This is a genomic window from Capnocytophaga sp. oral taxon 863 str. F0517 (genome assembly GCF_000466425.1).
Taxonomy (GTDB): domain Bacteria; phylum Bacteroidota; class Bacteroidia; order Flavobacteriales; family Flavobacteriaceae; genus Capnocytophaga.
Map to the genome: position 1 here is coordinate 62,987 of NZ_KE992164.1, position 25,547 is coordinate 88,533.

At 43.8% G+C, this 25,547-nt stretch carries 27 protein-coding genes and 1 tRNA gene; 13 read left to right on the forward strand and 15 right to left on the reverse strand.

Annotation, left to right across the window (positions count from 1 at the left end; translation table 11 throughout):
* Nucleotides 1-79: 79 nt before the first annotated feature.
* The 5 genes from HMPREF1551_RS08535 to HMPREF1551_RS08555 form a co-directional block, all read right to left on the reverse strand.
* Nucleotides 80-2,044 carry a protein-disulfide reductase DsbD family protein gene (locus HMPREF1551_RS08535; protein ID WP_021628706.1) on the reverse strand — a complete coding sequence of 655 codons (1,965 nt, stop codon included), beginning with the start codon at nucleotides 2,042-2,044 and terminating at the stop codon, nucleotides 80-82.
* A 9-nt stretch (nucleotides 2,045-2,053) separates the two neighbouring features.
* Nucleotides 2,054-2,746, reverse strand: coding sequence for a porin family protein (locus HMPREF1551_RS08540; RefSeq protein WP_034544547.1), 693 nt, complete (start codon nucleotides 2,744-2,746; stop codon nucleotides 2,054-2,056).
* A gap of 6 nt (nucleotides 2,747-2,752) precedes the next feature.
* Nucleotides 2,753-3,487 carry a bifunctional demethylmenaquinone methyltransferase/2-methoxy-6-polyprenyl-1,4-benzoquinol methylase UbiE gene (gene ubiE, locus HMPREF1551_RS08545; protein ID WP_021628708.1) on the reverse strand — a complete coding sequence of 245 codons (735 nt, stop codon included), beginning with the start codon at nucleotides 3,485-3,487 and terminating at the stop codon, nucleotides 2,753-2,755.
* 196 nt (nucleotides 3,488-3,683) lie between these two features.
* Entirely contained in the window at nucleotides 3,684-5,027 is a 1,344-nt protein-coding gene (locus tag HMPREF1551_RS08550; RefSeq protein ID WP_034544548.1) for a DUF5723 family protein, read from the reverse strand.
* Between the two features lie 135 nt (nucleotides 5,028-5,162).
* On the reverse strand, nucleotides 5,163-5,690 hold the full coding sequence (locus tag HMPREF1551_RS08555; protein ID WP_021628710.1) for an outer membrane beta-barrel protein: 528 nt from the start codon (nucleotides 5,688-5,690) through the stop codon (nucleotides 5,163-5,165).
* 168 nt (nucleotides 5,691-5,858) lie between these two features.
* On the opposite strand from HMPREF1551_RS08555, the gene HMPREF1551_RS08560 reads away from it, so the two are divergent.
* Nucleotides 5,859-6,365, forward strand: a complete 507-nt coding sequence (locus HMPREF1551_RS08560; RefSeq protein WP_021628711.1) for a hypothetical protein — start codon at nucleotides 5,859-5,861, stop codon at nucleotides 6,363-6,365.
* A gap of 210 nt (nucleotides 6,366-6,575) precedes the next feature.
* On the opposite strand, the gene HMPREF1551_RS08565 is transcribed toward HMPREF1551_RS08560, so the two are convergent.
* The 4 genes from HMPREF1551_RS08565 to HMPREF1551_RS08580 all read right to left on the reverse strand — a co-directional run bounded on the left by HMPREF1551_RS08565 (nucleotide 6,576) and on the right by HMPREF1551_RS08580 (nucleotide 7,688).
* A tRNA-Ile gene (locus tag HMPREF1551_RS08565) sits at nucleotides 6,576-6,649 on the reverse strand.
* Nucleotides 6,650-6,756: 107 nt separating this feature from the next.
* Nucleotides 6,757-6,990 (reverse strand): hypothetical protein, encoded by a 234-nt coding sequence (locus HMPREF1551_RS08570; RefSeq protein ID WP_021628712.1) that lies wholly within the window; start codon nucleotides 6,988-6,990, stop codon nucleotides 6,757-6,759.
* A 3-nt stretch (nucleotides 6,991-6,993) separates the two neighbouring features.
* Nucleotides 6,994-7,344 (reverse strand): hypothetical protein, encoded by a 351-nt coding sequence (locus HMPREF1551_RS08575; RefSeq protein ID WP_021628713.1) that lies wholly within the window; start codon nucleotides 7,342-7,344, stop codon nucleotides 6,994-6,996.
* 17 nt (nucleotides 7,345-7,361) lie between these two features.
* Nucleotides 7,362-7,688 carry a YtxH domain-containing protein gene (locus HMPREF1551_RS08580; protein WP_021628714.1) on the reverse strand — a complete coding sequence of 109 codons (327 nt, stop codon included), beginning with the start codon at nucleotides 7,686-7,688 and terminating at the stop codon, nucleotides 7,362-7,364.
* A gap of 359 nt (nucleotides 7,689-8,047) precedes the next feature.
* On the opposite strand from HMPREF1551_RS08580, the gene accD reads away from it, so the two are divergent.
* Nucleotides 8,048-8,902 (forward strand): acetyl-CoA carboxylase, carboxyltransferase subunit beta, encoded by an 855-nt coding sequence (gene accD / locus HMPREF1551_RS08585; RefSeq protein WP_021628715.1) that lies wholly within the window; start codon nucleotides 8,048-8,050, stop codon nucleotides 8,900-8,902.
* Nucleotides 8,903-8,962: 60 nt separating this feature from the next.
* On the opposite strand, the gene dtd is transcribed toward accD, so the two are convergent.
* The 3 genes from dtd to epsC form a co-directional block, all read right to left on the reverse strand.
* Nucleotides 8,963-9,418 (reverse strand): D-aminoacyl-tRNA deacylase, encoded by a 456-nt coding sequence (gene dtd, locus HMPREF1551_RS08590; RefSeq protein WP_021628716.1) that lies wholly within the window; start codon nucleotides 9,416-9,418, stop codon nucleotides 8,963-8,965.
* A 117-nt stretch (nucleotides 9,419-9,535) separates the two neighbouring features.
* Nucleotides 9,536-10,459: a cysteine synthase A gene (gene cysK, locus HMPREF1551_RS08595; protein WP_021628717.1), complete on the reverse strand. Its 924-nt coding sequence runs from the start codon at nucleotides 10,457-10,459 to the stop codon at nucleotides 9,536-9,538.
* Nucleotides 10,460-10,492: 33 nt separating this feature from the next.
* Nucleotides 10,493-11,317: a serine O-acetyltransferase EpsC gene (gene epsC, locus HMPREF1551_RS08600; protein ID WP_021628718.1), complete on the reverse strand. Its 825-nt coding sequence runs from the start codon at nucleotides 11,315-11,317 to the stop codon at nucleotides 10,493-10,495.
* Nucleotides 11,318-11,599: 282 nt separating this feature from the next.
* On the opposite strand from epsC, the gene HMPREF1551_RS13690 reads away from it, so the two are divergent.
* From HMPREF1551_RS13690 to HMPREF1551_RS08630, 7 genes are all read left to right on the forward strand, one after another.
* Nucleotides 11,600-11,722, forward strand: a complete 123-nt coding sequence (locus tag HMPREF1551_RS13690; RefSeq protein WP_021628719.1) for a hypothetical protein — start codon at nucleotides 11,600-11,602, stop codon at nucleotides 11,720-11,722.
* A gap of 35 nt (nucleotides 11,723-11,757) precedes the next feature.
* On the forward strand, nucleotides 11,758-12,471 hold the full coding sequence (locus HMPREF1551_RS08605) for a pyridoxine 5'-phosphate synthase (RefSeq protein ID WP_021628720.1): 714 nt from the start codon (nucleotides 11,758-11,760) through the stop codon (nucleotides 12,469-12,471).
* A gap of 7 nt (nucleotides 12,472-12,478) precedes the next feature.
* Nucleotides 12,479-13,249: an alpha/beta fold hydrolase gene (locus HMPREF1551_RS08610; RefSeq protein ID WP_021628721.1), complete on the forward strand. Its 771-nt coding sequence runs from the start codon at nucleotides 12,479-12,481 to the stop codon at nucleotides 13,247-13,249.
* Nucleotides 13,250-13,261: 12 nt separating this feature from the next.
* A complete protein-coding gene (locus tag HMPREF1551_RS08615; protein WP_021628722.1) occupies nucleotides 13,262-13,591 on the forward strand; it encodes a phage holin family protein in 330 nt (109 codons plus the stop codon).
* A 389-nt stretch (nucleotides 13,592-13,980) separates the two neighbouring features.
* The gene (rplU, locus tag HMPREF1551_RS08620) at nucleotides 13,981-14,595 is read left to right on the forward strand and encodes a 50S ribosomal protein L21 (RefSeq protein WP_021628723.1); all 615 of its coding nucleotides are present in this window, start codon (nucleotides 13,981-13,983) and stop codon (nucleotides 14,593-14,595) included.
* Between the two features lie 42 nt (nucleotides 14,596-14,637).
* Nucleotides 14,638-14,901, forward strand: coding sequence for a 50S ribosomal protein L27 (rpmA, locus tag HMPREF1551_RS08625; RefSeq protein WP_021628724.1), 264 nt, complete (start codon nucleotides 14,638-14,640; stop codon nucleotides 14,899-14,901).
* 106 nt (nucleotides 14,902-15,007) lie between these two features.
* Nucleotides 15,008-17,137: a S9 family peptidase gene (locus HMPREF1551_RS08630; RefSeq protein ID WP_021628725.1), complete on the forward strand. Its 2,130-nt coding sequence runs from the start codon at nucleotides 15,008-15,010 to the stop codon at nucleotides 17,135-17,137.
* Nucleotides 17,138-17,353: 216 nt separating this feature from the next.
* Here HMPREF1551_RS08630 and HMPREF1551_RS08635 read toward each other — a convergent pair whose 3' ends face one another.
* From HMPREF1551_RS08635 to HMPREF1551_RS08645, 3 genes are all read right to left on the reverse strand, one after another.
* On the reverse strand, nucleotides 17,354-18,622 hold the full coding sequence (locus HMPREF1551_RS08635; RefSeq protein WP_034544568.1) for an O-acetylhomoserine aminocarboxypropyltransferase/cysteine synthase family protein: 1,269 nt from the start codon (nucleotides 18,620-18,622) through the stop codon (nucleotides 17,354-17,356).
* Nucleotides 18,623-18,817: 195 nt separating this feature from the next.
* On the reverse strand, nucleotides 18,818-19,741 hold the full coding sequence (locus HMPREF1551_RS08640) for a hypothetical protein (protein WP_021628727.1): 924 nt from the start codon (nucleotides 19,739-19,741) through the stop codon (nucleotides 18,818-18,820).
* Nucleotides 19,742-19,929: 188 nt separating this feature from the next.
* A complete protein-coding gene (locus tag HMPREF1551_RS08645; protein ID WP_021628728.1) occupies nucleotides 19,930-22,212 on the reverse strand; it encodes a TonB-dependent receptor in 2,283 nt (760 codons plus the stop codon).
* A gap of 555 nt (nucleotides 22,213-22,767) precedes the next feature.
* Between HMPREF1551_RS08645 and HMPREF1551_RS08650 the strand changes: the two genes are divergently transcribed.
* The 4 genes from HMPREF1551_RS08650 (at nucleotide 22,768) to HMPREF1551_RS08665 (ending at nucleotide 25,478) form a co-directional block, all read left to right on the forward strand.
* On the forward strand, nucleotides 22,768-23,856 hold the full coding sequence (locus HMPREF1551_RS08650) for a YARHG domain-containing protein (protein ID WP_021628729.1): 1,089 nt from the start codon (nucleotides 22,768-22,770) through the stop codon (nucleotides 23,854-23,856).
* A gap of 5 nt (nucleotides 23,857-23,861) precedes the next feature.
* Nucleotides 23,862-24,086 (forward strand): hypothetical protein, encoded by a 225-nt coding sequence (locus HMPREF1551_RS08655; RefSeq protein ID WP_021628730.1) that lies wholly within the window; start codon nucleotides 23,862-23,864, stop codon nucleotides 24,084-24,086.
* 25 nt (nucleotides 24,087-24,111) lie between these two features.
* Nucleotides 24,112-25,092 carry a leucine-rich repeat domain-containing protein gene (locus tag HMPREF1551_RS08660; protein ID WP_021628731.1) on the forward strand — a complete coding sequence of 327 codons (981 nt, stop codon included), beginning with the start codon at nucleotides 24,112-24,114 and terminating at the stop codon, nucleotides 25,090-25,092.
* Nucleotides 25,093-25,250: 158 nt separating this feature from the next.
* Nucleotides 25,251-25,478 (forward strand): Imm74 family immunity protein, encoded by a 228-nt coding sequence (locus tag HMPREF1551_RS08665; RefSeq protein ID WP_021628732.1) that lies wholly within the window; start codon nucleotides 25,251-25,253, stop codon nucleotides 25,476-25,478.
* Nucleotides 25,479-25,547 lie beyond the last annotated feature (69 nt).

The window sequence follows — 25,547 nt, forward strand, 5'->3', positions numbered from 1 at the left end:
CTATATTAATCTATTTTTTAACTATTGATTCGCATTACTAAGCGCTTTTCACTTTTCACTTTTCACTCTTCACTTTTCACTATTTACTCACTCCCTTCCTAAGCCACTCCTTATAGGTCTCCACATCCACATATTGTACAGGGGTGGAGAGCAGCTCGGTATCAGGGGAGAGTAATACATAATAAGGCTGAGAAGCAGAAGAGAAATTCACCTCTTGGAAGGTTGCCCACTTGTCACCTATAGTTTTGATATATTCTACACGACCATTATGGTGTTTGAAATCAAATTGCTTTTCCTTGGGGAGCTCCTCTTTGTCATCTACATAGAGGGAGATAAGCACATATTGCTGCATGAGCTTTTTCACTTCAGGGTCTGTCCATACATGCTCTTCCATTTTACGACAGTTCACACAAGCCCAGCCGGTAAAGTCGAGCAATACAGGCATACGATGCGCCTTGGCATAGGCCATCCCTTCATGGTAATCCTTGAAAATAATCTGCTCGCTCTTGTGTTCCTTAGCAAAGAAGGCGTAGGACTCCGGAGGTGGGAACCCACTGAGCAGGCGCAGGCTATTTTGTCCCACAAGCCCCAAGAACAGATATACCGAGAAAGCAGCCGAGAGCACTCCTATGAGCAAGCGACCTTTGGAATATTGCTTAAGTGGCTTGCGCGGCTCATCGTGCGGAAAGCGGATAAAGCCGAACAGATAGAGGGTCAGCAAAACAAAAAGTAACAGCCAAAGCCCTACAAACACCTCACGCTTGAGCAACCCCCAGTGCTCTACCAAATCGGCATTGGAGAGAAACTTGAGCGCAAAGGCAAGCTCCAAGAAGCCTAAGAATACCTTAGCAGTGGTCATCCAGCCCCCTGACTTAGGCAAAGAGTTCAGCCAAGAAGGGAAGAGGGCAAAGAGCACAAAAGGCAAGGCCAATGAGAGTCCAAAACCTGCCATCCCTAAGCTCAGCTGGGTAGCACCTCCCGAGGAGAGCGAACCGGCTAAAAGCGATCCTAAGATAGGCCCCGTACAGGAGAAGGAGACAATGGCCAAGGTAAGTGCCATAAAGAAGATGCCTATGATCCCCCCTACATTGGAGGCATTGTCCATCTTATTCCCCCATGAGGAGGGTAGGGTAATCTCATAGAAACCAAAGAATGAAAAGGCAAATACCACGAATATGACAAAGAAAGCCACATTGAGCCATACATTGGTGGAAATGGTATTGAGAATCTCCGGATCTATATTATCCAAGAAGTGGAAAGGTATACTCAGAAGAACATAGATCAGTAGTATAAAGAAGCCATACAAGAAGGCATTGAAGATTCCCTTCTTGCGGTTTTTGCTTTGCTTGGTAAAGAAAGAAACCGTCAGCGGAATCATCGGGAATACACAAGGGGTAAGCAAGGCAATAAAGCCACCGAGGAAGCCTAATACAAAGACCATCCAGCCGGATTCCTTTTCGGGCTTGCCGATAAGTTCCTTGTTCTTGAGCGGAATCTCAAGGCTCTTGGCCATATCCTCACTGCGGGCATCCACTTGTTTTTGCTCCACCTGAGCTACGGAACCGTCAAGGGAGAAGACAAAGTCCTCCTTGAGGTTGATACATACATCAATACAGGCTTGGCAGAAGATATTCCCCTTGATATGGGTGACCTTAGGATCGGTGAGTTTCACCTTTTGGGTGATGCGGATATTGTTCTCGAAGAAGAGCTCGTCCACCCCAAAAATATCATTGAAGGCTTTTTGAAGGCCTTCTTCCTGAGAGTCACCTACCAGCTCTATCCCTTCGGTAGTATAGGTAATGACCATCGGGAGGGCTCCTCCCTTAGGATTGTTCTGAGAATAGACATGCCACTTAGGGGCTATCTTCCCCTGAAAGGTCAGTAGGTATTCCCCCTCGGAGAGTTTCTGCTGGGAGAAAGTCCATACTACAGGATTCTCTTCCTGCTGTGCACCTGCTCCAAACGAGGGTTGAAAGTTGATTTGCGCTGTAGCGAAAACCATCGCCCACAGGGCTATAAAAAATGTAAGAATATTTCTGTTCATATCTGGAGATTATTCAAAAGTCAAATTAATCATTATTGCTCTAGTATAGATACTTCTAAGGTTACTTGTCCAGGGACTGGAGGGATCAGCATCGGGTATGAGTTCGTTATTAATAGAAAAGAGCCCTCGAATGGAGGGGGTAAAGCGGAAATGGGGCGTATAGAAATCCACTCCAAAGCCTAATTCATAAAAGAACACGGTGGGATTGACCCGAAATTTGCCTTGGGCATTATCATCCCGAGACTTGTTGTTAGCACTAAGGTTCAGTGTCATGGAGGCACCCCCGGTAAGATAGGGCTTGAAGTTGTCCCAGCGCTTAGCGCTATACTTGAGCAATATCGGTATATAGATATAGGTGGAGGCTACCTCTCTGTAGCGCGAACGATCTTGGGCAAAGCCTGGGAAGTCCAGCTGCCGCTTGTTGTACACCAAGCCCGGCTCGAAACGCAAGTTCAGGTAATCTATCAGTCGTAGATCTCCGGTAAGGCCTACATTGAAGCCATTGGATTTTTTAGTCTGTATATCAGCACGATAGGGCTGGTTATAGTCGAAGCTCTCATAGTCCAAGCGGAAATCCATCGTATTGAGGCCAAAGTAGTACCCCCATTGGAATTTTTGATAGTCAAAATCTTCCAAGTTGATAATCGGCTGGGCACTCACCAGGGCTGGCAGCCACCAAAGAAGCAATAGTATTTTCTTCATAATCACCTACTTATCCGCAACATAGATGGTTGCAACTCCTAAGAACTGAGGTTCGAACTTCACCTGAGAGAAGCCTATTTCCTCCCTTAGGATCTTGGCCAATTGTGCCCCAAAAGGAAACTTAGCCGCCGACTCGGAGAGGTAGGCATAAGCATTCTGGTTCTTGGCCAGTAACTTACCCATCAGGGGAACGACAAACTTGGTATAGAGCTTATACCCCTGCTTATAGGGGAAGCGGGTAGGCACAGAAGTCTCCAATATAACCAACCTTCCGCCTGGGCGTAGTACCCGCCTAAGCTCGGAAAGTCCTTTTTCCAGATGCTCGAAGTTGCGCACCCCGAAGGACACCGTAACGGCATCGAAGCTGCCATCGGCAAAGGGCAAGCGTTCACTATCGGCCAGCTGCATATGGATACGCTCCGAAAGCCCCAGCGCCTTGACCTTCTGCTCCCCTACCGAGAGCATCCCCTGGGAGATGTCCACCCCTGTAATTTGTGCTCCTGCAATCTTGGAAAGCTCTATAGCCAAATCGCCCGTCCCGGTAGCCACATCAAGAATTGTGCCAGCCTTTACCACTGCCACTTTTTCCCTAACACGCCTGCGCCAGCGAATATCCATCCGAAGGGTCATAACGCGATTGAGGCCATCATAGGAGGGGGAGATATTGTCGAACATCTCCTGTACTTGTTCTTTCTTTCCCTTATCCGAATGCTTGTCGGGGGTTACAATCTCTGCTTGCATGTGTTTGGTTTGAGGTGCAAAGATACAACAATAATGACTAATGACCAATGACTAATGACTAATTTTTATCAGCCGACAAATAACAAACCTTATTAATGACAAGTGACTAATGACTAGTGACAAATATCATTCAAAAATGATTCGTCACTTATCATTAGTCACTAGTCATTAGTCACTAGCCGTTAGTCGTTAGTCACTATTGATAGATATTTCCGAAGCGGAGCCCTACGAAGGCATTTAGTTCTTTGGCAGTACCGATAAGGTTTCCAAAGACACTACGAGAGCCTAATACCAAGGGGCCTACTTGAAGCGCTACCCCAGCGTTGAGGCTGGATACACTGTTATAGCTAATAGGCAGATAGGCACCGAAAACGCCTCCTCCCCAGTGAGTTTCATAGCGTGGGGTAAGTACAAAATCATTGCCATAGTAGGCGTTGTACTCATTCTTAGGCACCATATTGAGTTGGCTGGAGAAGTTTAGGTATACCCCATCTACGAAGCGGTAATCCAAATTCACATTCAAGGTTGTAGGTAAGGATGATTTGAAGGTGGTACCTCCCAGTTCTTTTGGGCGTAAATCAGCTTCTTTCAAGGCTTTTTCTATATCATTAAGCTTGATGCTTTTGTTTACCAAGTTATACGCATAAGAGTTTCGGTTGGTCTCATAGCTAAGCCTACCCAAATCAAGCAAAGACACTCCTACTTTAAAGCGATAAGGCACGTGTCCATCACAGTTAGGACAGCCGTCTTCACTATATTCGTAGATTACCCCCAAGTCCACCCCAACAGTAGTAGCTGCGGTACCGAAGAAGTCGGGAGAGCCGTTGAGTACATCCAAGCCTCCACTTCTTACCTCTGCTTTGGCATTCCCCACACGAAGTACCATATCTCCATCGCTATCCTTTCCTAAGGAGAAGTTGTTTGCATTAACCCCTTCAAATCCCATACGGAAGCTACCTGTACCCTGTACAAGCTTAACCCCTACTCCTACACGGAGCAAGTTATAACCATCGTTCATCGCAGTATAGCTCCATACAGCGCCTATTTCTCTGAAGGCATTGGCCAATAGGTTCATATCAGAAATACCTTCTAGGTTTCTAAACCCATCAATATCCATTTTCTTACCATTGATAAGCGCATTTAGCAAGTTGGCATCGATACCTGTGGTACCAGCCATCAGGCGCATACGAGAAACCAAGCCTACGGCATTTTCTTTATTGACACGCACAATGAAGGAGGGACCTACCACATCGGCATTGATACCTGCATTGACAGAAGTAGCCTCTCCTGCGGCTAATTTCTTGGTAAATTCATTGAAAGAGCCTTCCAAGTCCCAATTCAGGCCAATGGCATTGCTATTCAAATTGGCATCAATGGAAAGAAGTGTCGCATCCCAAGGGCGTGCCCCGAGGGCATGGGCTGGATTGGAGAGCGTGGTAAGCACCCCTCCATAGGTACTGGTTCTAAGCCCAGTGAAAGACTGTTGAGCTATCCCCTGATAAGCTACCAAGCCTAATACGGAAAGAAGAATTTTTTTCATAACCATTTATCGATTTTTCTAAGGGGCAAATGTACAAAAATAATAATTAATTAGCTAACTTTGTTTAGGTTTTAACACTAATAGGGGCAAAGTCCGGCCTCGCGGACTTTGCCCCCACTATTGTTTTTTTATACTTTAGAATTTGTAGGTAATACCGAGCTTAGCACTACTGGTGGCACTAGCCCCTGATAATTCAAGATTAGCTGCTAAGACATCATTAAAGAAATAACGTCCTCCTACTATCAGACCAGCTGAAAAACTTGAGAGATTGCTTCCAGTATAAGACAAACCATCCTTATTAGAAACAGAGGCAATAAAGTAACCTAATGCAAGCCCTCCATAAAGATCATATTGAGAAGGGATGTTGAGCACACGATTAAAATGATAATTCGTATTAGCCAAAATACCAATATAGGTGTAATTCCATTCAATCTTAGCCCCCCCAAAAATGTCTATTTTATCAGTATGAGAACGATAAGAAAGCTCTCCTCCTACGGTGAGATCATTACCTATTCCATAATCTAAACCTAAAGAAATAGGCACACCCCAACCAGAGAGTCCTACTCCTGCATTTAGCTGAAATCCTCCTTTTTCTAAAGGAGCTTGTGCTGAGGCAGTGGCTACCGCAAAGAAGAGCCCTGCTAAGAATAGTAATTTTTTCATTTGAATAAATATTTAAGATTAAGGGGCAAAGATAATACTTTTTTTGGTAGAAACAAAGGAATTATGTAAAAATTAGCGTACTTTAAATATTAGGATTCGCACTTGGCTGTTTAGTATAAAATTCGTATTTTTGTAAGGCTTTTCTAAAAAATACGCACAAAATCTATTATGGAAGAGAATACTACAGACCATAAGATAAGCTCCCTCAAAGAAAGATACCATGGAATTACTTTCTCTGTACTATATGAGAGTCCTAATGGAGGATTAGTTGAAAGATTCAATCAAGGAGTACAAGGAAAAAAAGAAAAATACAAGAATATAGAGGCCTTAAAAATTTTAGCAGATAGCGGCCGGCAATATAGGTTGTTACCTCTTATTCAAGATGGAGAGAAGAACCCCGATGCCTTCAATCTGCATACAGAAAAGTATGTAGATATTAAGGTGGGTGAGAGTAATAACGGGAAAAACATCATACAAGGTGCCTTAAAAGAAGCGAATCGACAAGGGGTAGCCGAAGTAATCATTCATTTCACCCAAGAATTAACCTCCAATCGAGAAGTATATGACGCTCTAAAGGCTACTTTTAAACTAAAAAGAGCTGAAAAAATTCAGGAGATTACAATCATCACTCACAGAAATAGGATAATAGCTTTTAAGACAGATCGGCTAAAATAACTAGGAGGCAAATTGAAGTTTATTCAATTTGCCTCCCGGGGGGGTGCGGGCTTATAGAGACCCGAAGTCTCGTCCCCCACCATTCAAAATAGGACTTCCCATTTCGCGCTGCAAAGGTAATACTTTTATCAGAAAAAAGCAAGAGAATTATTGTTTTTTTATTACCCCATAAAAAAAGCACTTACATCACTGTAAGTGCTTTAGCGAAGGTGGTCCAGCTTGGGCTCGAACCAAGGACCCCCTGATTATGAGTCAGGTGCTCTAACCAGCTGAGCTACAAGACCTCGCTTTTTTCAGGGTGCAAAAGTACAACCTTTTTCTTATATATCAAAATTTTATTCTTACTTTTTTCTCAAAAAGCAGCTAAAAACCTGAAAGCAAAAGGCTTACCTTACAAAAATCTTCTGAGCAAGAAGCTCGTCACCAGCGAGAGGAGGCTTTTTTGCTTCTCTACAATGGCATGGCGTAGGTGCCCTAAGCTGTCGGCAAAGAGTTCGCTAATAGAAAGATGGCGTAGCAACCCCTGATAGTCACTCTTAAGACACATCAGGTCTATGTCCTTCTTGAGCCTAAGGGCTCTCAAGTCATTTTCTATTTCTTCTAAGGAGGTGTATTTTCTTTCCATAAGCTATTCTTTAAAATATATTTCAGACAATTTACCCAATATAGGCTTATTGATCCAGCGCTTGCGATTGGCATAGATCAACCATAGGACAAGCATAAAGAAGACGCCCACCACCAAGAAGCCTAAGGCGGAGCTCCCCAGCCACTCTCCTATGGCAAAGGCCGAAGCCAAGGCCAAGAAAAAGGCTATAATTAGCACTAAGAGTGCCACTACAAAAAGGCTTACGAAGCCCATAGCAGTCTTGGCTATAATCCGGAAGATATAGAGCTTGTAGTACTCCAAATGAGAATTGACTGTTGCCTCTACTTCATTGGGCAAGGTGCTTACCGTTTCTTTTAGTTCTCTTAGTGCCATAGTGATGTGCTTATAGGTTATTTTTGAAATCTTGCATTGGCCTTCTTCAGGTCTTCGAGCTTTCTTTCGAGGGCTTCGATAAGCTCTTCGGCCTTATAGCTGGACTTGGACAAAAGGCGTTCTACATTGTCCTCCAAGCTACCTTTGAGCTTGAGTTTCTTCTCTTTAAGGTTTTCGTTCAGGTGGGTGAGCTTATCCTTGAGGTTGTCAGAAACCCCTTCCAAAGACTTGCGAATGCGCTTGCGAGTCTTCTTTCCTTCATCAGGAGCGAAAAGGATACCTACGCCTACCCCTATTGCAGCCCCTAATGCCAAGGCTGCCAATGTATTTCCTATCTTGGACATAATAAAAGTGTTTTATATACCCTGCAAAGATACTCTTTTTTTTCTAAATAAAGATAGTACCGTCTGTTAATTCTATGTTAGTGGTTAGTGGTTAGTTGTTAGTTTTTAGTGGTTAGTGGTTAGTCATTAGTGATTAGTTACTGATCACTAGTCATTAGTCACTCGTCATTAGTCACTGGTCACTCGTCATTAGTCACTATTGTTGGTCACTATTAAAAAAACTTATCAACATTAACACATTCCCCATTTGACAATATAGAGAAAATGTAGTACCTTTGCCCTTGCTAATTTCTAAGGTAGTTTTTTTTGGATTATTTATCCAAAAAAATCCACTATCTTACTACTAATGAGAAACATATATGTCCTGGTTCAAAAGGAAAACAAAAGGTATACAGACCTCCACTGAGGAGAAAAAAGACATCCCTCAGGGGCTATGGTATAAGTCCCCTACAGGGAAAATCGTGGAAACAGAGGAGCTGGCAAGAAACTTCTACATCAGCCCTGAAGATGGCTATCATGTACGCATCGGTAGCAAGGAATACTTCGAGATCCTCTTCGATGGCAAGTTCAGCGAATTAGACAAAACCATGCGTTCCAAAGACCCCTTAGACTTCGAAGATACTAAGAAATACAAGGACAGACTTAAGGAAGCTCATAAGAAGTCCGACCTATACGATGCCGTACGCTGTGCCGTAGGCGAGTCCAAGGGTCGTGAGTTGGTGATTGCTTGTATGGACTTTGACTTTATCGGCGGCTCCATGGGAAGCGTGGTAGGGGAAAAGATCGCCCGTGCTATCGACTATGCTATCAAGAACCGCTTACCCTTTATGATGATTTCCAAATCGGGAGGCGCTCGTATGATGGAGGCTGCCTTCTCCCTGATGCAAATGGCCAAGACTTCGGCCAAGCTCGCCCAATTGGACGATGCCGGACTGCCCTATATTTCCCTTTGTACCGACCCTACCACTGGAGGGGTCACCGCTTCTTTCGCTATGCTGGGAGATATCAATATCGCCGAACCAGGCGCCCTCATTGGTTTTGCAGGTCCTCGTGTGGTCAAGGATACCACCGGTAAGGAACTCCCCAATGGCTTCCAAACCGCTGAGTTCGTCCAAGAACATGGCTTTTTGGACTTCATCGTCAACCGCAAAGAACTCAAAGACAAGGTCAATCTCTACATCGACTTAGTGATGAACCTCCCTATAAGATCTTAATTGCTCTCTCAAGTTCAAGCCTAATTTATATTTCATTATTCTAAAAAATGCGTGATTTCCTTAAAAATCACGCATTTTACTATCAATAAAGATGGTAACAGGACCGTCATTTAAAAGACTTACCTGCATATCGGCTCCGAATACCCCTGTGGCAACCGGCCGCCCGATAAGTCCTTGGAGCCGCTCGACAAAGGCTTCATAGAGCACCATGGCCTGCTCCGGCCGAGCCGCTCGAATATAAGAAGGACGATTGCCCTTCTTGGTTTGTGCATAGAGGGTGAACTGGCTCACAACCATCAGATCGCCGCCTATATCCTGTACTGATAGGTTCATCACCCCTTGGGAGTCTTCAAAAAGGCGAATTTGAACAACCTTCCGACAGAGATAGTCGATATCTTCCGCGCCATCAGCTTCCTCTATCCCTAAGAGAAGCAGCAAGCCTCGGGCGATTTGCGAATGAACCGCCCCGGCTATGGCCACCTCGGCATGACTGACACGCTGAATAAGGATACGCATGATAATTAGATAATTAGACAATTAGACAATTAGATAATTTGCCAATTAGCTAATTAACAAATTGGCAAATTGGCTCATCGACAAATTGACTCATTGACAAATTGGCAAATTGACTCATTAATACGGATTTTCCTCAAAAAGATCAGCCACTGACCAGTAGCGGTCTCCTGAATCGTAGTTTACGGTTAGTACCACTTCGTTTTCCTTGATTTCAGGGAGCTTCTTAGCTACAGCAGCCAAAGAAGTACCCGTGGAGATACCTGCTAAGATACCTTCTGTCTTGGCCAAGCGACGGGTGTAGTCGAAGGCTTCCTCCTTGTCAATGGTGATAATACCATCGTAAATAGAGGTATTGAGGGTCTTAGGAATGAATCCGGTTCCGATACCCTGTAGCGGGTGAGGCCCTGGCTTGTTGCCACTAAGTACAGCAGAGGTAGCAGGCTCTATACCAAACACCTTTGTCTGTGGGAACTTCGCTTTGAGCACTTCCCCAACCCCAGAGAGGTGTCCACCGGTTCCGATACCAGAGATAAAGTAATCCACCCCCTGAGGGAAGTCTGCCACAATCTCTTGAGCGGTAGTAAGGCGGTGTATCTCTGGGTTAGCTGGGTTCTCGAACTGTTGTGGGATCCAAGAGTTAGGAATAGATGCGGCCAATTCTTTGGCTTTCTCTACCGCTCCTCCGGTTCCTTTTTCCTTAGGTGTAAGTACATAGGAGGCTCCGTAGGCTGAAACGAGCTTACGACGTTCCACACTCATTGATTCAGGCATAACAAGTACCAGCTTGTAGCCCTTCACCGCAGCTACTAAGGCCAAGCCTACTCCCGTATTCCCAGAGGTGGGCTCTATAATTACAGTATCTTTGTTGATAAGACCTTCTTTTTCAGCCTTTTCGATCATTGCTAAGGCAATACGATCTTTGATGCTTCCCCCTGGGTTGCTCTTTTCTAATTTAATCCATACTTGGTGAGTAGGAAAAAGTTTTGCCAAGCGGATCACAGGGGTATTCCCTATGGCTCCTAAGATGTTGTTATACTTCATACGATTTGTTAATTATGTTAATTAAAAAGTTACTTATATATGAAAAAAGATAGGTTCCGGAGATAGGTTCTTCTGCCGAGTGATCATCTCACTCTTGTAATAGACCAATGTATAGGGCTCCACTCCTTCGGTTAGCCAAACATTCCCCCCTATGGTGCTGTCGTGTCCTATATGACCATTGCCTAAGATAGTCGCTCCGGAGTAGATTACCACATTGTCCCCTATATGAGGGTGGCGTACCGTGTCCTTCTTATCTTTGGTCACCGAAAGCGCCCCGAGGGTCACTCCTTGGTATATCTTGACATTGTCGCCTATCACGCAGGTCTCCCCTATGACAATACCCGTACCATGATCTATACAGAAGTTTCGCCCTATCCGAGCGGCTGGATGTATATCAATCCCCGTACGGCTATGAGCGTATTCCGACCATACCCTTGCCAGCAGCTTCAGTCCCTGCTGCCATAGCTGATGTGCCAGCCTATGGATGGCGATGGCATAGAAGCCAGGGTAGGACATATACACCTCTTCTAAGTTCTGCGCCGCCGGGTCATTCTCCAATATTGCCCGCGCATCGCTTAGCAAGAGCGGATACACCTGAGTGATAGAGGCAAAGAACCGCTCGGTCTCCCGTTCGGTAGTGAGCGCATCCTGCAAATAGTCATAGACAATTTCGGAGAGCTCCAGCTGCTTGCTACGAAGGCGTTGCGCTATCTCATACCCATTGTCACAAGAGGTCGCATCCAAGTTGAACAACAAGCGATAGAGCTGATCGACAAAGTCCTCCGCTTTCTTCTTCGGAAAGGTATTCTTCAGATAACCACGCTGCTCCAAGATCAGTTCGGTAAGTGTCTTCTCCATGAGTTATAAAAGGATAACCAAAAATTCTTTGCAAAGGTACATCTTTTTTCCGGAAAAAAAAATTTATTTTTACTTTTTTCAAGAAAATTTTTTTGTTTACAAACCTTCTCACAAAAGCAATTTATTAGATTGTTGGTTTTCAATAACTTAAAAAAAAATACTGTAATACACTACATTAATCATTAATAATTAACCATTAATAATTGATAATTAACCATTGATAATTGACAATTGACAATTAACAATTAATTTCGTATTTTTGCCCTTTCAAAACACCTTATCATGATACAAGATATAATCACTTATGCCTTAGTGGCTTTGGCTGTCTTTGTCTTGGCCAAGAAATTCTTTTTTAACAAGAAAAAAAAATGTGGGGGCGGCCCCGATTGCAAATGTGGGGGATAATTTGTAACTTTGCCCCTGGTTAAAAACTTTCTCAAATGACAAAACTCAGTGTAAACATCAATAAAATAGCGACCTTGCGCAACTCCCGCGGAGGCAATGTGCCGGATTTGTTACAAGTGGCTACCGACATACAGGAGTTTGGCGCCGAGGGCATTACCATCCACCCTCGCCCCGATGAGCGACACATCAGGTATCAAGATGCCTTAGACCTCAAGCAAATCGTCCATACCGAATATAATATAGAAGGAAACCCCATCCCTAAGTTTATCGACTTAGTACTTCAGGTAAAGCCTACTCAGGTGACCTTGGTACCCGATGCAGAAGATGCCATCACCTCCAATGCCGGTTGGGACACCCTCACCCATAGGGACTACCTAAGGGAAGTCGTAGCCGAGTTCAAGCGCCATGGGATTCGCACCTCCTTATTTGTAGACCCTATCGCCGAAATGGTCGAAGGAGCTGCTCAGGTCGGTGCCGATCGGGTGGAGCTCTATACCGAGGCCTATGCGCGCGACTATGCCCGTGGCCATAAGCAGGGAATTGCGCCTTATGTTCAGGCCGCACAAGTCGCCCAGCGTGTCGGCTTAGGCCTTAATGCCGGACACGACCTAAGCTTAGACAACTTACAATATTTCAAACAACAGATACCCAACCTCTTGGAGGTCTCCATAGGGCATGCCCTCATCAGCGAAGCGCTCTACTTAGGCCTTCAGAATGTGGTCAGCATGTATCTGTATCGCCTTAAATAACCGTATTATGGAACTTATCAACTCTCAGATCGTAGGGGAAGGAAAGCCCCTTATCATCCTTCATGGCTTCTTAGGCATGGCCGACAATTGGCGTACGCATTCCCTACACTTTGCCCAAATGGGCTATCAGGTGCATGTCATCGATGCCCGCAACCACGGACATAGCTTTCATTCACCTGATTTTTCCTATGCCCTGATGGTAGAAGACCTCATCCGCTATATGGATTACCACCAGATAGCCTCCGCCCCCCTGATCGGGCACTCCATGGGGGGAAAGACAACCATGCTGCTGGCCGTCACTCACCCCGAGCGCGCCGAGCGTATCGTGGTGGTGGATATGGCTCCCAAGTACTACCCTGTACACCACAAGGTAATTCTCGATGCCCTCTCCACCCTCGACTTTAGCCAAATCAAAACCCGTGAGCAGGCCGACCAACAACTGGGAAAGTTCATCATCGATACCGATATACGACAATTCCTGCTCAAGAATGTATATAGGAAAACAGCCGAAGAGCTTGCCCTACGTATCAACCTACCTGTATTGCGCGAGCGTGTTGCCGAAATAGGTACTGCCCTACCCGTAGGTACTATCTACCAAGGGCCTACCCTTTTTATCATAGGAGCCAAATCCCACTATGTCCTCCCGGAAGACCTCCCGCTGATCAGGCAACATTTCCCCCAGGCTACCGAGGTAACTATCGAAGGCGCCGGACACTGGGTACAGGTGGAAAAACCAAAAGAGTTCTTCGATTACACCTATCAATTCTTACAAAAATAAAACTAAACATAGATGAGATCGATCCTAAACCTTATCGTCACCAGCCTACTCATCTTGGGCTTAAGTAGGGTCTTGCCACATATCAATGTACATGAGTTCTCCGATGCCCTTTGGTTCGCCATAGTGGTAAGCCTGCTCAATATATTCCTCAGGCCTATCCTGATTGTCCTATCGCTACCCATCACCATGGTTACCTTCGGACTATTCTTGATCGTTATCAATACCTTGATCATCATGCTGGCCGACCGCCTAATCGATGGTATCGAGATTGTTGGCTTCTGGTATGCTGTACTCTTCAGCCTCTGCCTCTCCGCCGTGCAGTCGCTCCTTAATAAGGATTAATGTTCAATTGTTAATTATCAATTATTAATTATCAACCCTTCGTTGTCATATCCCCCTGCCCCTCCTCAAGAGAGGAGTTACGGAGTGGTATCAAACAGAGTGGTGAAAGTTTAACCTAAGTATACTGATAACCAGCATGATAGTTCAACAATATCCTATTCCCCCCTTGAGGGGGGCTAGGGGGATGTAGAAAAAAACATTGAACATCAATGAATTACTATATAAAGTATATTATTTCAACCATTGATTCACATTAACAATTAACCATTGATAATTAACAATTAATCATTCGCTTCTACCGAAAAAAATTATCGCAAAAAAAATTTGGCTATTTCTCAAAAAAGCCTTACTTTTGCACCCAATATTGTTTCATTTAAAAGTAATTGAATATGTATGCAATTGTAGAGATGGCAGGGCAACAATTCAAAGTTAGCAAAGACCAAAAGGTATTTGTTCACCGCTTGGAAGAAGCCGAAGGAAACGAAGTCATTTTTGACAAAGTCCTTCTAATTGACCAAAACGGTGCCATTACCATAGGCGCCCCAACCATAGACGGAGCTTCTGTGCAAGCTAAAGTATTACGCCACGTGAAAGGCGACAAGGTGATCGTTTTCAAAAAGAAAAGACGCAAAGGCTACAAGGTGAAAAACGGACACCGCCAGCTATTTACCGAAATCCAAATAGCTGAAATCCTTGCCTCTGGTGGTAAGAAAGCCCCTGCTAAAGAAAGCAAACCTAAGAAATCTCAAAAAGATGACCTCACTAAGGTAGAAGGTATCGGCCCTAAGGCTGCTCAAGCTCTTACTGCTGCTGGGGTAGATACTTTTGAGAAACTTTCCAAAAAAACCGCTGAAGAAATTCGCGCTATCCTAGTGGCTGCTAGCAAAACCCTAGCACACCTCGACCCGCAGACTTGGGCTCAGCAAGCACGCCTTGCCGCCGATGGTAAGTGGGACGAACTGAAAAAATGGCAAGACGAACTTAACGGTGGTATCGTAAAATAATTGTATAACCGCTTGAGAATCAAGCATTAATAATCAGATAACATGGCTCACAAGAAAGGTGTCGGTAGTTCCAAGAACGGTAGAGAATCTCACTCTAAACGCCTCGGCGTGAAAATATACGGTGGACAGCTCGCAGTGGCTGGTAACATCATCGTTCGCCAAAGAGGTACAGTACACACAGCTGGAGAAAATGTATACATGGGTAAAGACCATACTTTGCATGCAGCTGTAAGTGGAATTGTCAAATTCCAAAAGAAAAAGAACAACAAATCCTTTGTTTCTATCGAACCACTCGCAGAAGCATAGGAAAAAGTATAATTTACTTTTGTCAATCCAAAAAAGCAATAAGAAAAAACTTATTGCTTTTTTTTATTCCAAAAAAAACGTATCTTTGTAACCTAATTATAGTATAATGAGACGTATCACACTACTTATGGCCTTATGCCTACCACTGCTATGCTTCGCTCAAAAAGAACGCGTGGCCACCGATAAGGCCAACTATGATCCTAAGCTATGGACCAAGCGCTTGTATAACCTACAGTGGATCCCTGGTACCGAAACCTACATGTACTACAAAGATGGGAATATCGCTATCTTTGACCCCAAGGGGGAAGAAGTAGGTGGTATCAATATCGCAAAACTTTCCCAAACCTACGAGCTCAAAAGCTATCCCGACATCGTATATGTGGACGGCAGCCAAGTGGTGGTGGAAACACCCGACCATTTCTATATCTATGACTACCTCATAGAGCGCCCTATGTTCGAGATCGCCCTGCCTGAAAAAGCGGAAAACAGAGCCTATAACCATGAGCAAAGAGCGGTGGCTTATACCATGGATAACAACCTCTTCCTGGCTACTGAGGCCGAACCTCGCTTCCCTATCGCAGTTTCCAAAAATGAAAATATCATCTCCGGACAGGCCATCCATCGCAATGAGTTCGGGATCCAAGAGGGAATCTTTTGGTCTCCCAAAGGGAACTATATCGCCTTCTATGAAAAAGATGTAACCCATGTGGGGGATTATCCCTTGGTGGATATCAATACCACTCCAGCCACTCTCAAAAACATCAAATATCCTATGGCCGGCACTCACAACGAGATTGCCCGCGTAGGGGTATTTGACCTCAAGGAGCGTAAAACCAGCTACTTGCGTATCGATAACCGAGATGCCCACTACCTGACCAACCTCGCTTGGAGTCCCGACGAGAATCAGCTCCTCTTGGCCGAGGTAAAGCGCAGCCAAGACCACTATGACCTCAATAGCTATGACCGTGCCTCCGGACAGAAAATACAAACCCTATGGCAGGAAAGCAACCCCAAATGGGTAGAGCCTGAAAACGCCGCTATCTTCCTGCCCAACAAGCCTCAAGAGTTCATCTGGATGAGCGAAAAAGACGGCTTCATGAACCTATATCTATGCGATGCCTCCAGCGCTAAGTCCCGCCAACTCACCTCCTTCAAGTGGGTTGTTCAGGAGGTATTAGGCTTCGATGCCAAGGGAGAAAACGTCTTTATCGGAGGCACTGGCGAAGATCCTCGAGAAAGACATATCTATAGTGTAAATATCCGAAAAAGTACTGTAAAAAAACTCACCACCAAGGAGGGCGCCCACGATGCCTATCTAAGCGATAATGGTCGCTATTTCCTTGATGTCCACAGCGCCCTAAATACTCCCTACAACGTCTCTTTGTTCGATATACAGGCCAACACCTCCAAAACCCTCTATGAGGCGGAAAACCCCTTGGCCAACTATCAGCTCGGTAAGGTAGAGCTACTCACCCTCAAAGCCGACGATGGTACCCCGCTCTACGCAAAGATGGTCAAGCCCAGTGATTTCGACCCTGAAAAGAAATACCCCGTATTGGTATATGTATACGGAGGCCCACACGACCAGCTGGTTATCAATCAGTGGAATGGAGCCACCTACCCTTGGATGCTCGCCTTGGCCGAGAATGAGCAGTACCTTGTCTTCACCTTGGACAATCGCGGTTCCGAGAACCGAGGCTTCGCCTTCGAGAGTGTGATCCACCGCAACTTGGCTACCTATGCGATGAAAGACCAAATGACCGGTGTGGAATACCTCAAGTCCCTCCCCTATGTCGATTCCAATCGCTTGGCTATCTATGGATGGAGCTTCGGTGGCTTCCTTACCTCCTCCCTCATGTATCGCCATCCGGGTACCTTCACCACTGCAATAGCGGGAGGCGCCGTGATCGACTGGAAATATTACGAGGCAATGTATGGCGAACGCTATATGGATACCCCTGAGGAAAACCCCGAAGGCTATCAGGACAACCTCGTTACCCGCTATATCAAGAACCTTCAGGGCAATATCCTCTATATCCATGGCTACATCGACCCCATTGTACTCCCTCAGCACATGCTGGCTATCTCCCAAGCGGCCATTGATGAAGGTAAGGTCATCCACTCCTTCCTATACCCCAATCAGGAACACAACGTCCGTGGAGCGGAATCCATCCACCTGACCAAAATTATCGTAGATTTCCTACTTAAAAACAACAAACCAGCAACCAATGACTAATCGTCTGCTGGCACGAGTTTATAACTTGTAGCTCGTATCTCCTACAAACAGCTTTTCTAATTCCCTTAAAAGAATTTAGAGATAACACAAAAAATCAATTTTCTTCATAATTTTACTAAGAATAAGGGGTGCCTCATCTGGTGAGCGCACCCCTTATTTAATGAAGAGTGAAAAGTGAAGAGTGAAGAACGCTTTTCACTCTTCACTTTTCACTTTTCACTTAAATGCTTTTTTCAAATCATTCTGTAAGTCCTCTACATCCTCCAAGCCCACGGAAAGACGGATAAGATCGGGGGTCACCCCAGTGAGTACTTGAGCCTCCTCGCTAAGCTGTTGGTGGGTCGTACTGGCCGGATGAATGATCAGCGATTTCGTATCGCCCAAGTTGGCCAACAAGGAGAAGATCTTTACATTATTGACCGTCTTCTTAGCAGCCTCAAAACCGCCTTTGAGGCCGAAGGTAACCAAACCGCTCTGTCCTCCTTGTAAGTATTTGTCAGCCAAAGCCTTATAGGGACTATCTTCCAATCCTGGGTAGTTCACCCAAGCCACCTCAGGTTGGGATTTGAGCCATTGGGCAAGGGCTAAGGCATTCTCGCTATGCTTCTTCACTCGGACAGCTAAGGTCTCAAGGCTCTGCAAAATCTGGAAAGCATTGAATGGGCTTAGAGCAGTTCCCAAATCGCGCAAGCCCTCTATACGTAGCTTGGCCACAAAAGCCAAGTTCCCCAAGGCCTCATGCAACACCAACCCATGATAACCCGCAGAAGGCTCGGTAAATTCAGGGAATTTGCCACTACTCCAGTCAAAGTTACCCCCATCAATAATCGCACCCCCGAGGGAGGTGCCATTACCGCCTATATACTTGGTAAGCGAATGCACCACTATATTAGCCCCATACTTGATCGGATTTAGCAGCACAGGAGTCGCTACGGTATTATCTACAATCAAAGGAATTTGGTGCTTTTGAGCCACTTTAGCTATAGCTTCTATATCCAGCACATCCAGCTTAGGGTTGCCCAACGTTTCTATAAAGATAGCACGGGTATGCTCCTGCACAGCCTTGTCAAAGTGAGACACCTCCTTAGGATCTACAAAGGTAGTGGTAATCCCCAAGCGAGGCAGGGTGACATTGAGCAAGTTATAGGTACCCCCATAGAGGCTGTTGGACGACACAATATGATCTCCTGTACGCAAGAGGGTCAGGAAGGTAGTTGTCAGTGCCGCAGCTCCGGAGGAGGTCACCACTGCTCCTACTCCTCCCTCTATGGCAGCCAAGCGCTGCTCCAGCACATCGTTGGTAGGGTTGTTCAACCGGGTATAGATATAGCCCGGCACAGATAGGTTAAAGCGGCCAGCTGCATCGTCCGCATTTTCAAACACATAGGAGGAGGTTTGGTAAATAGGCACTGCCTGTGCCCCTTGGTGAGCCAAAGGCTCATAGCCCGCATGTAGGGCTTTAGTAGCTTTTTTGAAGTTTGCCATGTTATTATTTTTTATATTAGCATGATTATATTCTGTTTTAGGATACAAAGATAGAATATTTTTTTGAAATAACCAAATTAAGTTCTTAGCAGTTAGCGATCCGAACCAATGACAAGCCGCTACGCAATAAAATAATAGAGGGCGCACCTTATAGGTGCGCCCTCTGTTAATTAGAAAGAAAAATCATGGCAACGCTTAGTAGCTATATACCTTTATTTGTAGGGCTATTCCTGCTTGTTTTTGAGTAATCTTAGTAGGTTTGTTTTGGTCATTCTTTTCGATTTCGTAGGTATTGGTACCGTCATTTTTAGCGACATTCTTACTATTAATTACAAAAGGACTATCAATAGTAGCGAACTGATAACCTTCGATCCCCCATCTATTGAAGAGCTTTGCAATATTAACCAAATAAATATATTGGTTATTTAGATCATTTACTACAGTAGTATCATATTCGAAATTAGTAGGTACTCCCAAAGAAGGTTCTTGAACTACTCGAGTTGCATTCTCTCCTGTATAGGTAATAGTATACTTAGGCTCTCCTGCTTTCTGTATTTCCACTCCAGTAGCTGTATAGGTAAAGGTAGCTTCCCAGGCTTGTCCATCCCAACCTTCGTTGCCTACATGGGTTTTTTTGGTGATGCGTCCTTGATCATCCAAGGTAATTTGATAGGTATCCTTTGTTCCTTCATCTCCTTCTCGATGACGAGTAACCTTATCCAATTTGTTATTTACGTAAAAGAAGGTATAGATCTCGGTTACACCGTTTGTCTCATCTACTGATTTATAGGTCTTAAGGTTTGCTCCCTCATAGGTAAGGATATGAGTCTGTTTTTTACCAGTAGCCTTTCTAAGTTCTTCCCAGCCTTTAAGAACGTTGTTCTCTACAGTATAAGTAGTGGTTCTCAGCAAGCTACTATCGCTAACTTCTCTTTGATATTCCTTAATTGTTTTTACAAATCCAACCGGTACCGGCGTAGGAGTTGTAGGCTGTGAGGGCTGTCCGCCTCCTTGTTGGCTTTGGCCGGGGTTCTGGGGGTTATTGTTAGACCCTGAATCATCTTTACTGCAAGAAGCCAATACCAAGGCTACACTTGCCAGGAGAAATAGTTTTTTCATTCTGGTTAATTTTTAATTGATTAATACAGTGCAAAAATAGTTGTTTTTTCTTAACAAACAAGCCCTTTTCCTTAAAAAAGACATGAAAGGCTTATATTCGTGCATGAACGGTCAATTTATAACAGAATTTAACAAATAACCCCCACTCAAAAGCGAGCAGGGGTTGTTAGATTTAAGAGAAAGTTCGCTTAGAATCGGTAACCTACTCCAGCCAATACACTGATCGTAGCCGCTGGCATGATCCCTCCCCAAGCTCTGTGGCGGGTAGTGAAATACTTGCGGTTAAGTAGGTTTAGGGCGTTAAGGTTCACATTCCATTGCTTAATGCTATAGTTGGCGGTAGCATTGAGCAAGAAGAACTTAGGAATCAATCCTACATTACCATCGGCAGAACCTTCGAAGGTGTTTTTCTGATCCGAGAACTGAGAGCTTACAAAGTTTCCATAGCCGTTGAGAGTAAGGGTACCCCCTCCAAGTTCCAACTGATATTTAGCCCCTGCGGTAGCTGTATAGCGTGGTGCATAAGGCAGTCTATTACCCTTATACATGCCGTATTCTGTGGTTGCTCTCTGGATAGCACCACTTCCATAAAGTTTCAAGCCTTCTATAGGATAGATAGCTCCACTGACTTCTATTCCTTGGTGCAGTGCCTTACCTCCGTTGTTAAGCAAGCCTCCTTCACGGAATATCTTGTGATCAAAATCCAAAATATAAGCAGCTAATTCCACTTCCAACCAGTCAGTAGGTTGAGTACGTAAGCCCAATTCATAGTTGTTGGATTTTTCCGCATCCAAATCACCATTAGTTACAAAGGCATCACGAATTTGTGGCATTTTATATCCTTTGGAATAACTAAAGTATGCACGATAGTCATCAGAGAACTTGTAGAATAACCCTAAAGAGTAGATAAAGGCATCTTCATTACTATTATCCCACTGATTACGGAAGTAATCCTCTTTGTCATAATTCACGAAGGTATAGCGTAAGCCAGGGTTCACATAGAACTTATCGGTGATATGGAACTCATCAAACACATAACCTTCGGCAACTACTACTGTATTGGCTGAATTAGCATTGGTTTTTCCTTCTTTCACCCCTATTTTATCACCTGCTACAGATACATCATGGGTAATATCAGTATGTAAACGTACTCCTGCCAAGAATTTGTTCTCCTTACCAAAGAGTGTATTGGTACGTTCATAATCGGAGAAGAGTCCCAATGAAGGAATATCTCGTAAAGCAGAGGTGAATTTGCGCTTAGCAGGGTCTGTATTGCGGTTGTCAAGCCACCAGTCACGCTTGAGATAACTTCCATAAATAGAAGTAGTAAGAGAGTTATTCTCATCAAATAGGCGTTTGTAAGAAATAGCTGTGCTAAAGCGTCGAGCTTCAAAGAAGTCATGAGGATTCACTGATTGTTCTGGATCAGCATCCCATTGGGCTTGGCTAAGCCCTCCTGGGGTTTCTGAGTACTCGGTAAAGCCATTAACGAAGAAGCGCCATTCGTTCTTTTCACCTACCTTAGTAGTAACATTTCCGGTAAAGTCGTTCACAGCATAGTAGCTGCGTGATTTTCTAAAGCCATCTCCCTGACGACGATGGAAGCCCGCATAATAGTTCATTGCGCCTTCGTTGGTACTACCTACCGTTTCGACCCCTATATTGAAGGCATTATGGTTTCCATATTGGAGATTAAGGTTCGTATAAGGCTGAGCGGCACCTTTCTTGGTGATGATATTCACCACCCCACCTATACTACCACTTCCATAAAGTGCTGGAGAGGCTCCTTTGATTACCTCTACACTTTCGATAGCGCCTACCGGCATCATATAGTAGCCCCCCATATCAGAATAGCTCTGCCCAATCGGAATTTTCCCATCTATCACTACCAAGGTATTGCTGTTACGAGCCGGGTCTATACCTCGCAAGCCAATACCTGGACGTAGGCCACGGCCATCCTCATCAATATAATTGACCCCAGGCATAAAGCGTACCGCATCCCCTACTGCTGGAATGGCCAATTCTCGAATCTGGGCAGCTGAAACCACATTTACCGTACCAGCAAAATCCTTGATATTTCGCTTGATCCCGGTAGAGGTAACTGTTACCTCAGAGAGTTCCTCTTGAGCAACCTTCAGCTGTACATTAATAGTGCTACGTCCCTGTACCGATACTTCCTGAGTATGGTAGCCTAAGGATCTGAAGACCAGCACATCATTCTCATCCACACGGATAGAATAGTAACCATCTTTGTTGGTAGCAACTCCACGCTGAGAGCCTTTTACAAGAACATTCACTCCAAAGAGTGGCGCTCCTTGAGCATCTACCACACGTCCTTCTACTTGGAGGTCTCGTACCTGTTCTATAGTACTGTAAGGAACTGCAAAATTAGCAGCATTTACCTCAGAAATAGTAAGCGCTACCATCGTTGTCAATAGCAACTTACCAAGCATTTGTGTTTTCTTTTTCATAAAGAACACTTTTATATAACTAAAAACGGCACAAAGATAGCGGTTTATATTTAATCTAAATAGAAGTTTAGCTTTTGTTTATGTTAAATGTTATACTAACCCCTGAAACGTCTACTGTTTATCTTTTGTTCTCTGCTATTAATGCGAATCAATAGTTAATGAACTAGAAATATATACATCTACAAAAGTTGTAAGTAAATCATTGTCAATAATTTATAATTACATCCCCCTAGCCCCCTTCAAAGGGGGAATAGCAGATTGGTATCAATCAGAGTGGTGAAAGTCTAACCTAAATATACTGAAAACCAGCATGATAGTTCAACGGTGTCCAATTCCCCCCTTGAGGGAAGTCCGCGAGAGCGGAGTATGTGAAGGGGATGTAGAAAAAAATATACTGAATATCAATAAATTACTATGTAAAGTATATTATTTTAACTATTGATTAGCGTTATTAATACAAATCAATCGCTAATTACTAATTGACTATTTGCTAAATTATCCTTACCTTTGTCCCTATCCAACTACTCAAAACTCAAAACTTAAAACTCAAAACTTATGAAGTGGTTTTTACTCTTATTAAGCACTGCCCTTTATGCCAATGATGGGGCTTTTTTCGGTTCGGGCAATCACTTAGTCCCTATCATGGAAACCGATATTTCCGTACAAAAGGAGATTCTATATCTCAAGAAGATACAAAACAATTATATAGAAGTCTCCGTCTATTACGAGTTCTTCAACCCCAAGGAGGACAAAGAAATCACCGTAGGCTTTGAGGCGGAAAGCCCCAGTGGCGATGTAGATGGTGCCCCTAAGAACGGACACCACCCTTATATGTTTGATTTTACGGTAAACCTCAACAATGCCTTCCTTCCCTACCAAATCTCCTACGTAACCGATTCCCTCTATGCAAAAGGCGGAAAAATAAAGAGCATAGACCTCAACACCTTCGATGGAAATAAGGACGGTAACGATATTGATTTCAGGTATGTCTACCACTTCAAAGCCAAGTTCAAAAAGGGGGTCAATATCCTCAAGCATACCTACAAATACAACATCTCTGGCGGCATCGCCTACAACTACCACTTTGACTATATCCTTACTGCTGCCAACCGCTGGGCGAACAAGCGTATAGACGACTTTACCCTCATCATTGATATGGGCGCTTTCCAAACCGCCTCCATAGAACATACCTTTTTCAAAAGCGGCAGAGAATGGCTTCTCAGCGGTGTAGGCAAGATCACCGAAACAGCCCACAAAGGCCCAGGAGACGGTACTGACCTGAATACTACCAACTTCTATGTACAACAGGGATTGCTCCTTTTCCAGAAGAAGAACTTTACCCCCAAGGGCGAACTCCATATCTGTGATTGGGCACTATGGGTACATCAGAGTGCGGGCTTCCCTATTGACTACCCCTTTACCATTGACCTACCCAATTTCAAAGATATATCCGAAGGAAAAACAGACGAAGAAAAGCGCCGCCTACGCAACCTCCCCTTCGCCCGCCGCGGCTATATCTTTAAGGACAAAGCGCTACAAGCCTTCTATAACAAACAAGATTGGTACCAGCCTAACCCCAGCTATATCCCTGAAGTAGAACATCTTAGCCAAAAAGAAAAAGAACTGATCAATAGCCTAAAATAAAACCAATGAAGAAAGAAATACTCATAAGTAGCGATAGTAATTATGACAATTTGGTCGCTGAAATCTATATTGATGGCAAATATATCGCGCTTGTTAGCTACGATGAGGATCATAATTTTTTCGTAGAAACGCCTACCACCAATCGAAGCAATGAGGAAATAATAACCCATAAGGTAGAATACAATACCTTTATCGAACTATTAGAAGAAGCTAAAAATAGTTTAAAATGACATAGAATAAATTCTCAAAAATATCATGCACAAAGAAATCCGATTTTATTCACATTACAATGGAGAGGCGCTCGCTTTGTTAGAGGTAAATAATGCCACTAATGAAACTATCTGGCAACTGAAAGAAATAGAGAATCATACCATCAGACTGTGTTTTGAGGCACCTCCCCTACCTGAAAAGCTACAAATATTAGCCGAAGTAGTAGCACTACCTCATAAGTCTGTATTTATACTACAACTTTTAAGAGATAGTAATCAAGAGGCTTGGATAAATATAGAGGATTTCAAAACGGTGTGCCAAGTAGAACAAGTATTTATCAGCAATAGAGACAAGGGATTCGACTCGCTCAAAGGTATCGAACATTTCCAGAATCTGAAAGAATTGGATCTAATGCTTTGTTATGATAAAAATATCAGTCTGGCTCCCTTGCAGGCTTGCCCCCAATTAGAAAGGATTAGCCTAGAGCTTCCACTCACTAAAAAGCAACACCAAGAGCTGTCCCTCTTACAATCTTTAAAGAAAATGAATGTAAGAGACTTGCAAACGGATTTGCTCCAACCCATACCTACTATGGAATCCTTGGAAGTACAAGGCTTACAAAGTACTGACCTTGATAAGAAAATGCCTAATTTGAAAAACCTACTGATACTCAATAGCAATAAGTTGGAGGATATTAGTTTTATATCAGGCTTAAAATACTTGGAAAGTCTTTCGTTTTGTGGAGCCAATAAAGTCACTAAGCTTCCCCATCTTGCCCCTTTGAAAGAACTTAGATACCTTTCATTGATAAATATGAAGCTTCTTACTGATATTCTTAGCATTAGAGAAGCAAACCAATTACAAAGTTTGCGTATCGCTACTAATTCATTTTCATTAGCGGATTTGGCTTGGCTCTCTCCGGAAGCATTCCCTCTGTTGGAGCATATCACCATTAAGCTAAAGACTATGAAAGAGACCAAAACTTTCTTAGAGCGCTTTCCCGAAATAGGGGAAATACAATATTAGAAATCCCCTCACTAGTTCGCTTCTTGCAGCTCGCGCCCATTATAAGCAGCCCCTATGGCTCTAGTCTGAGATAAAACCAAAGGTCTTATTATAATCCGTGGGAGCTTTCGTTATGTCGAACTCACGTTAGTTTAGGAAACAATTCATCAAAATATGTAATGGTCAAAATAGAAAAAATCACAAGAGGACAGATCACCATATCTTACAAAGGTCAGTATTACAATATCTTAGGTGAGGGTCTTTTACTAACTGAGGGAAACGCCTATAGTTACATTATCTATCGTAATTCCATAGATAATACACTTTCCTATGTGGAACAAGAGACTATATTACAGGCTATTATAGAACATTTTTGGAGCAAAGGACAAAAGGTAATCATTGAATAGTTTGTTTCTCAACTTTTAATTTTTAAAGATGAACCATCATTTAGAAAACTATTATTCAGGCGATTGGGC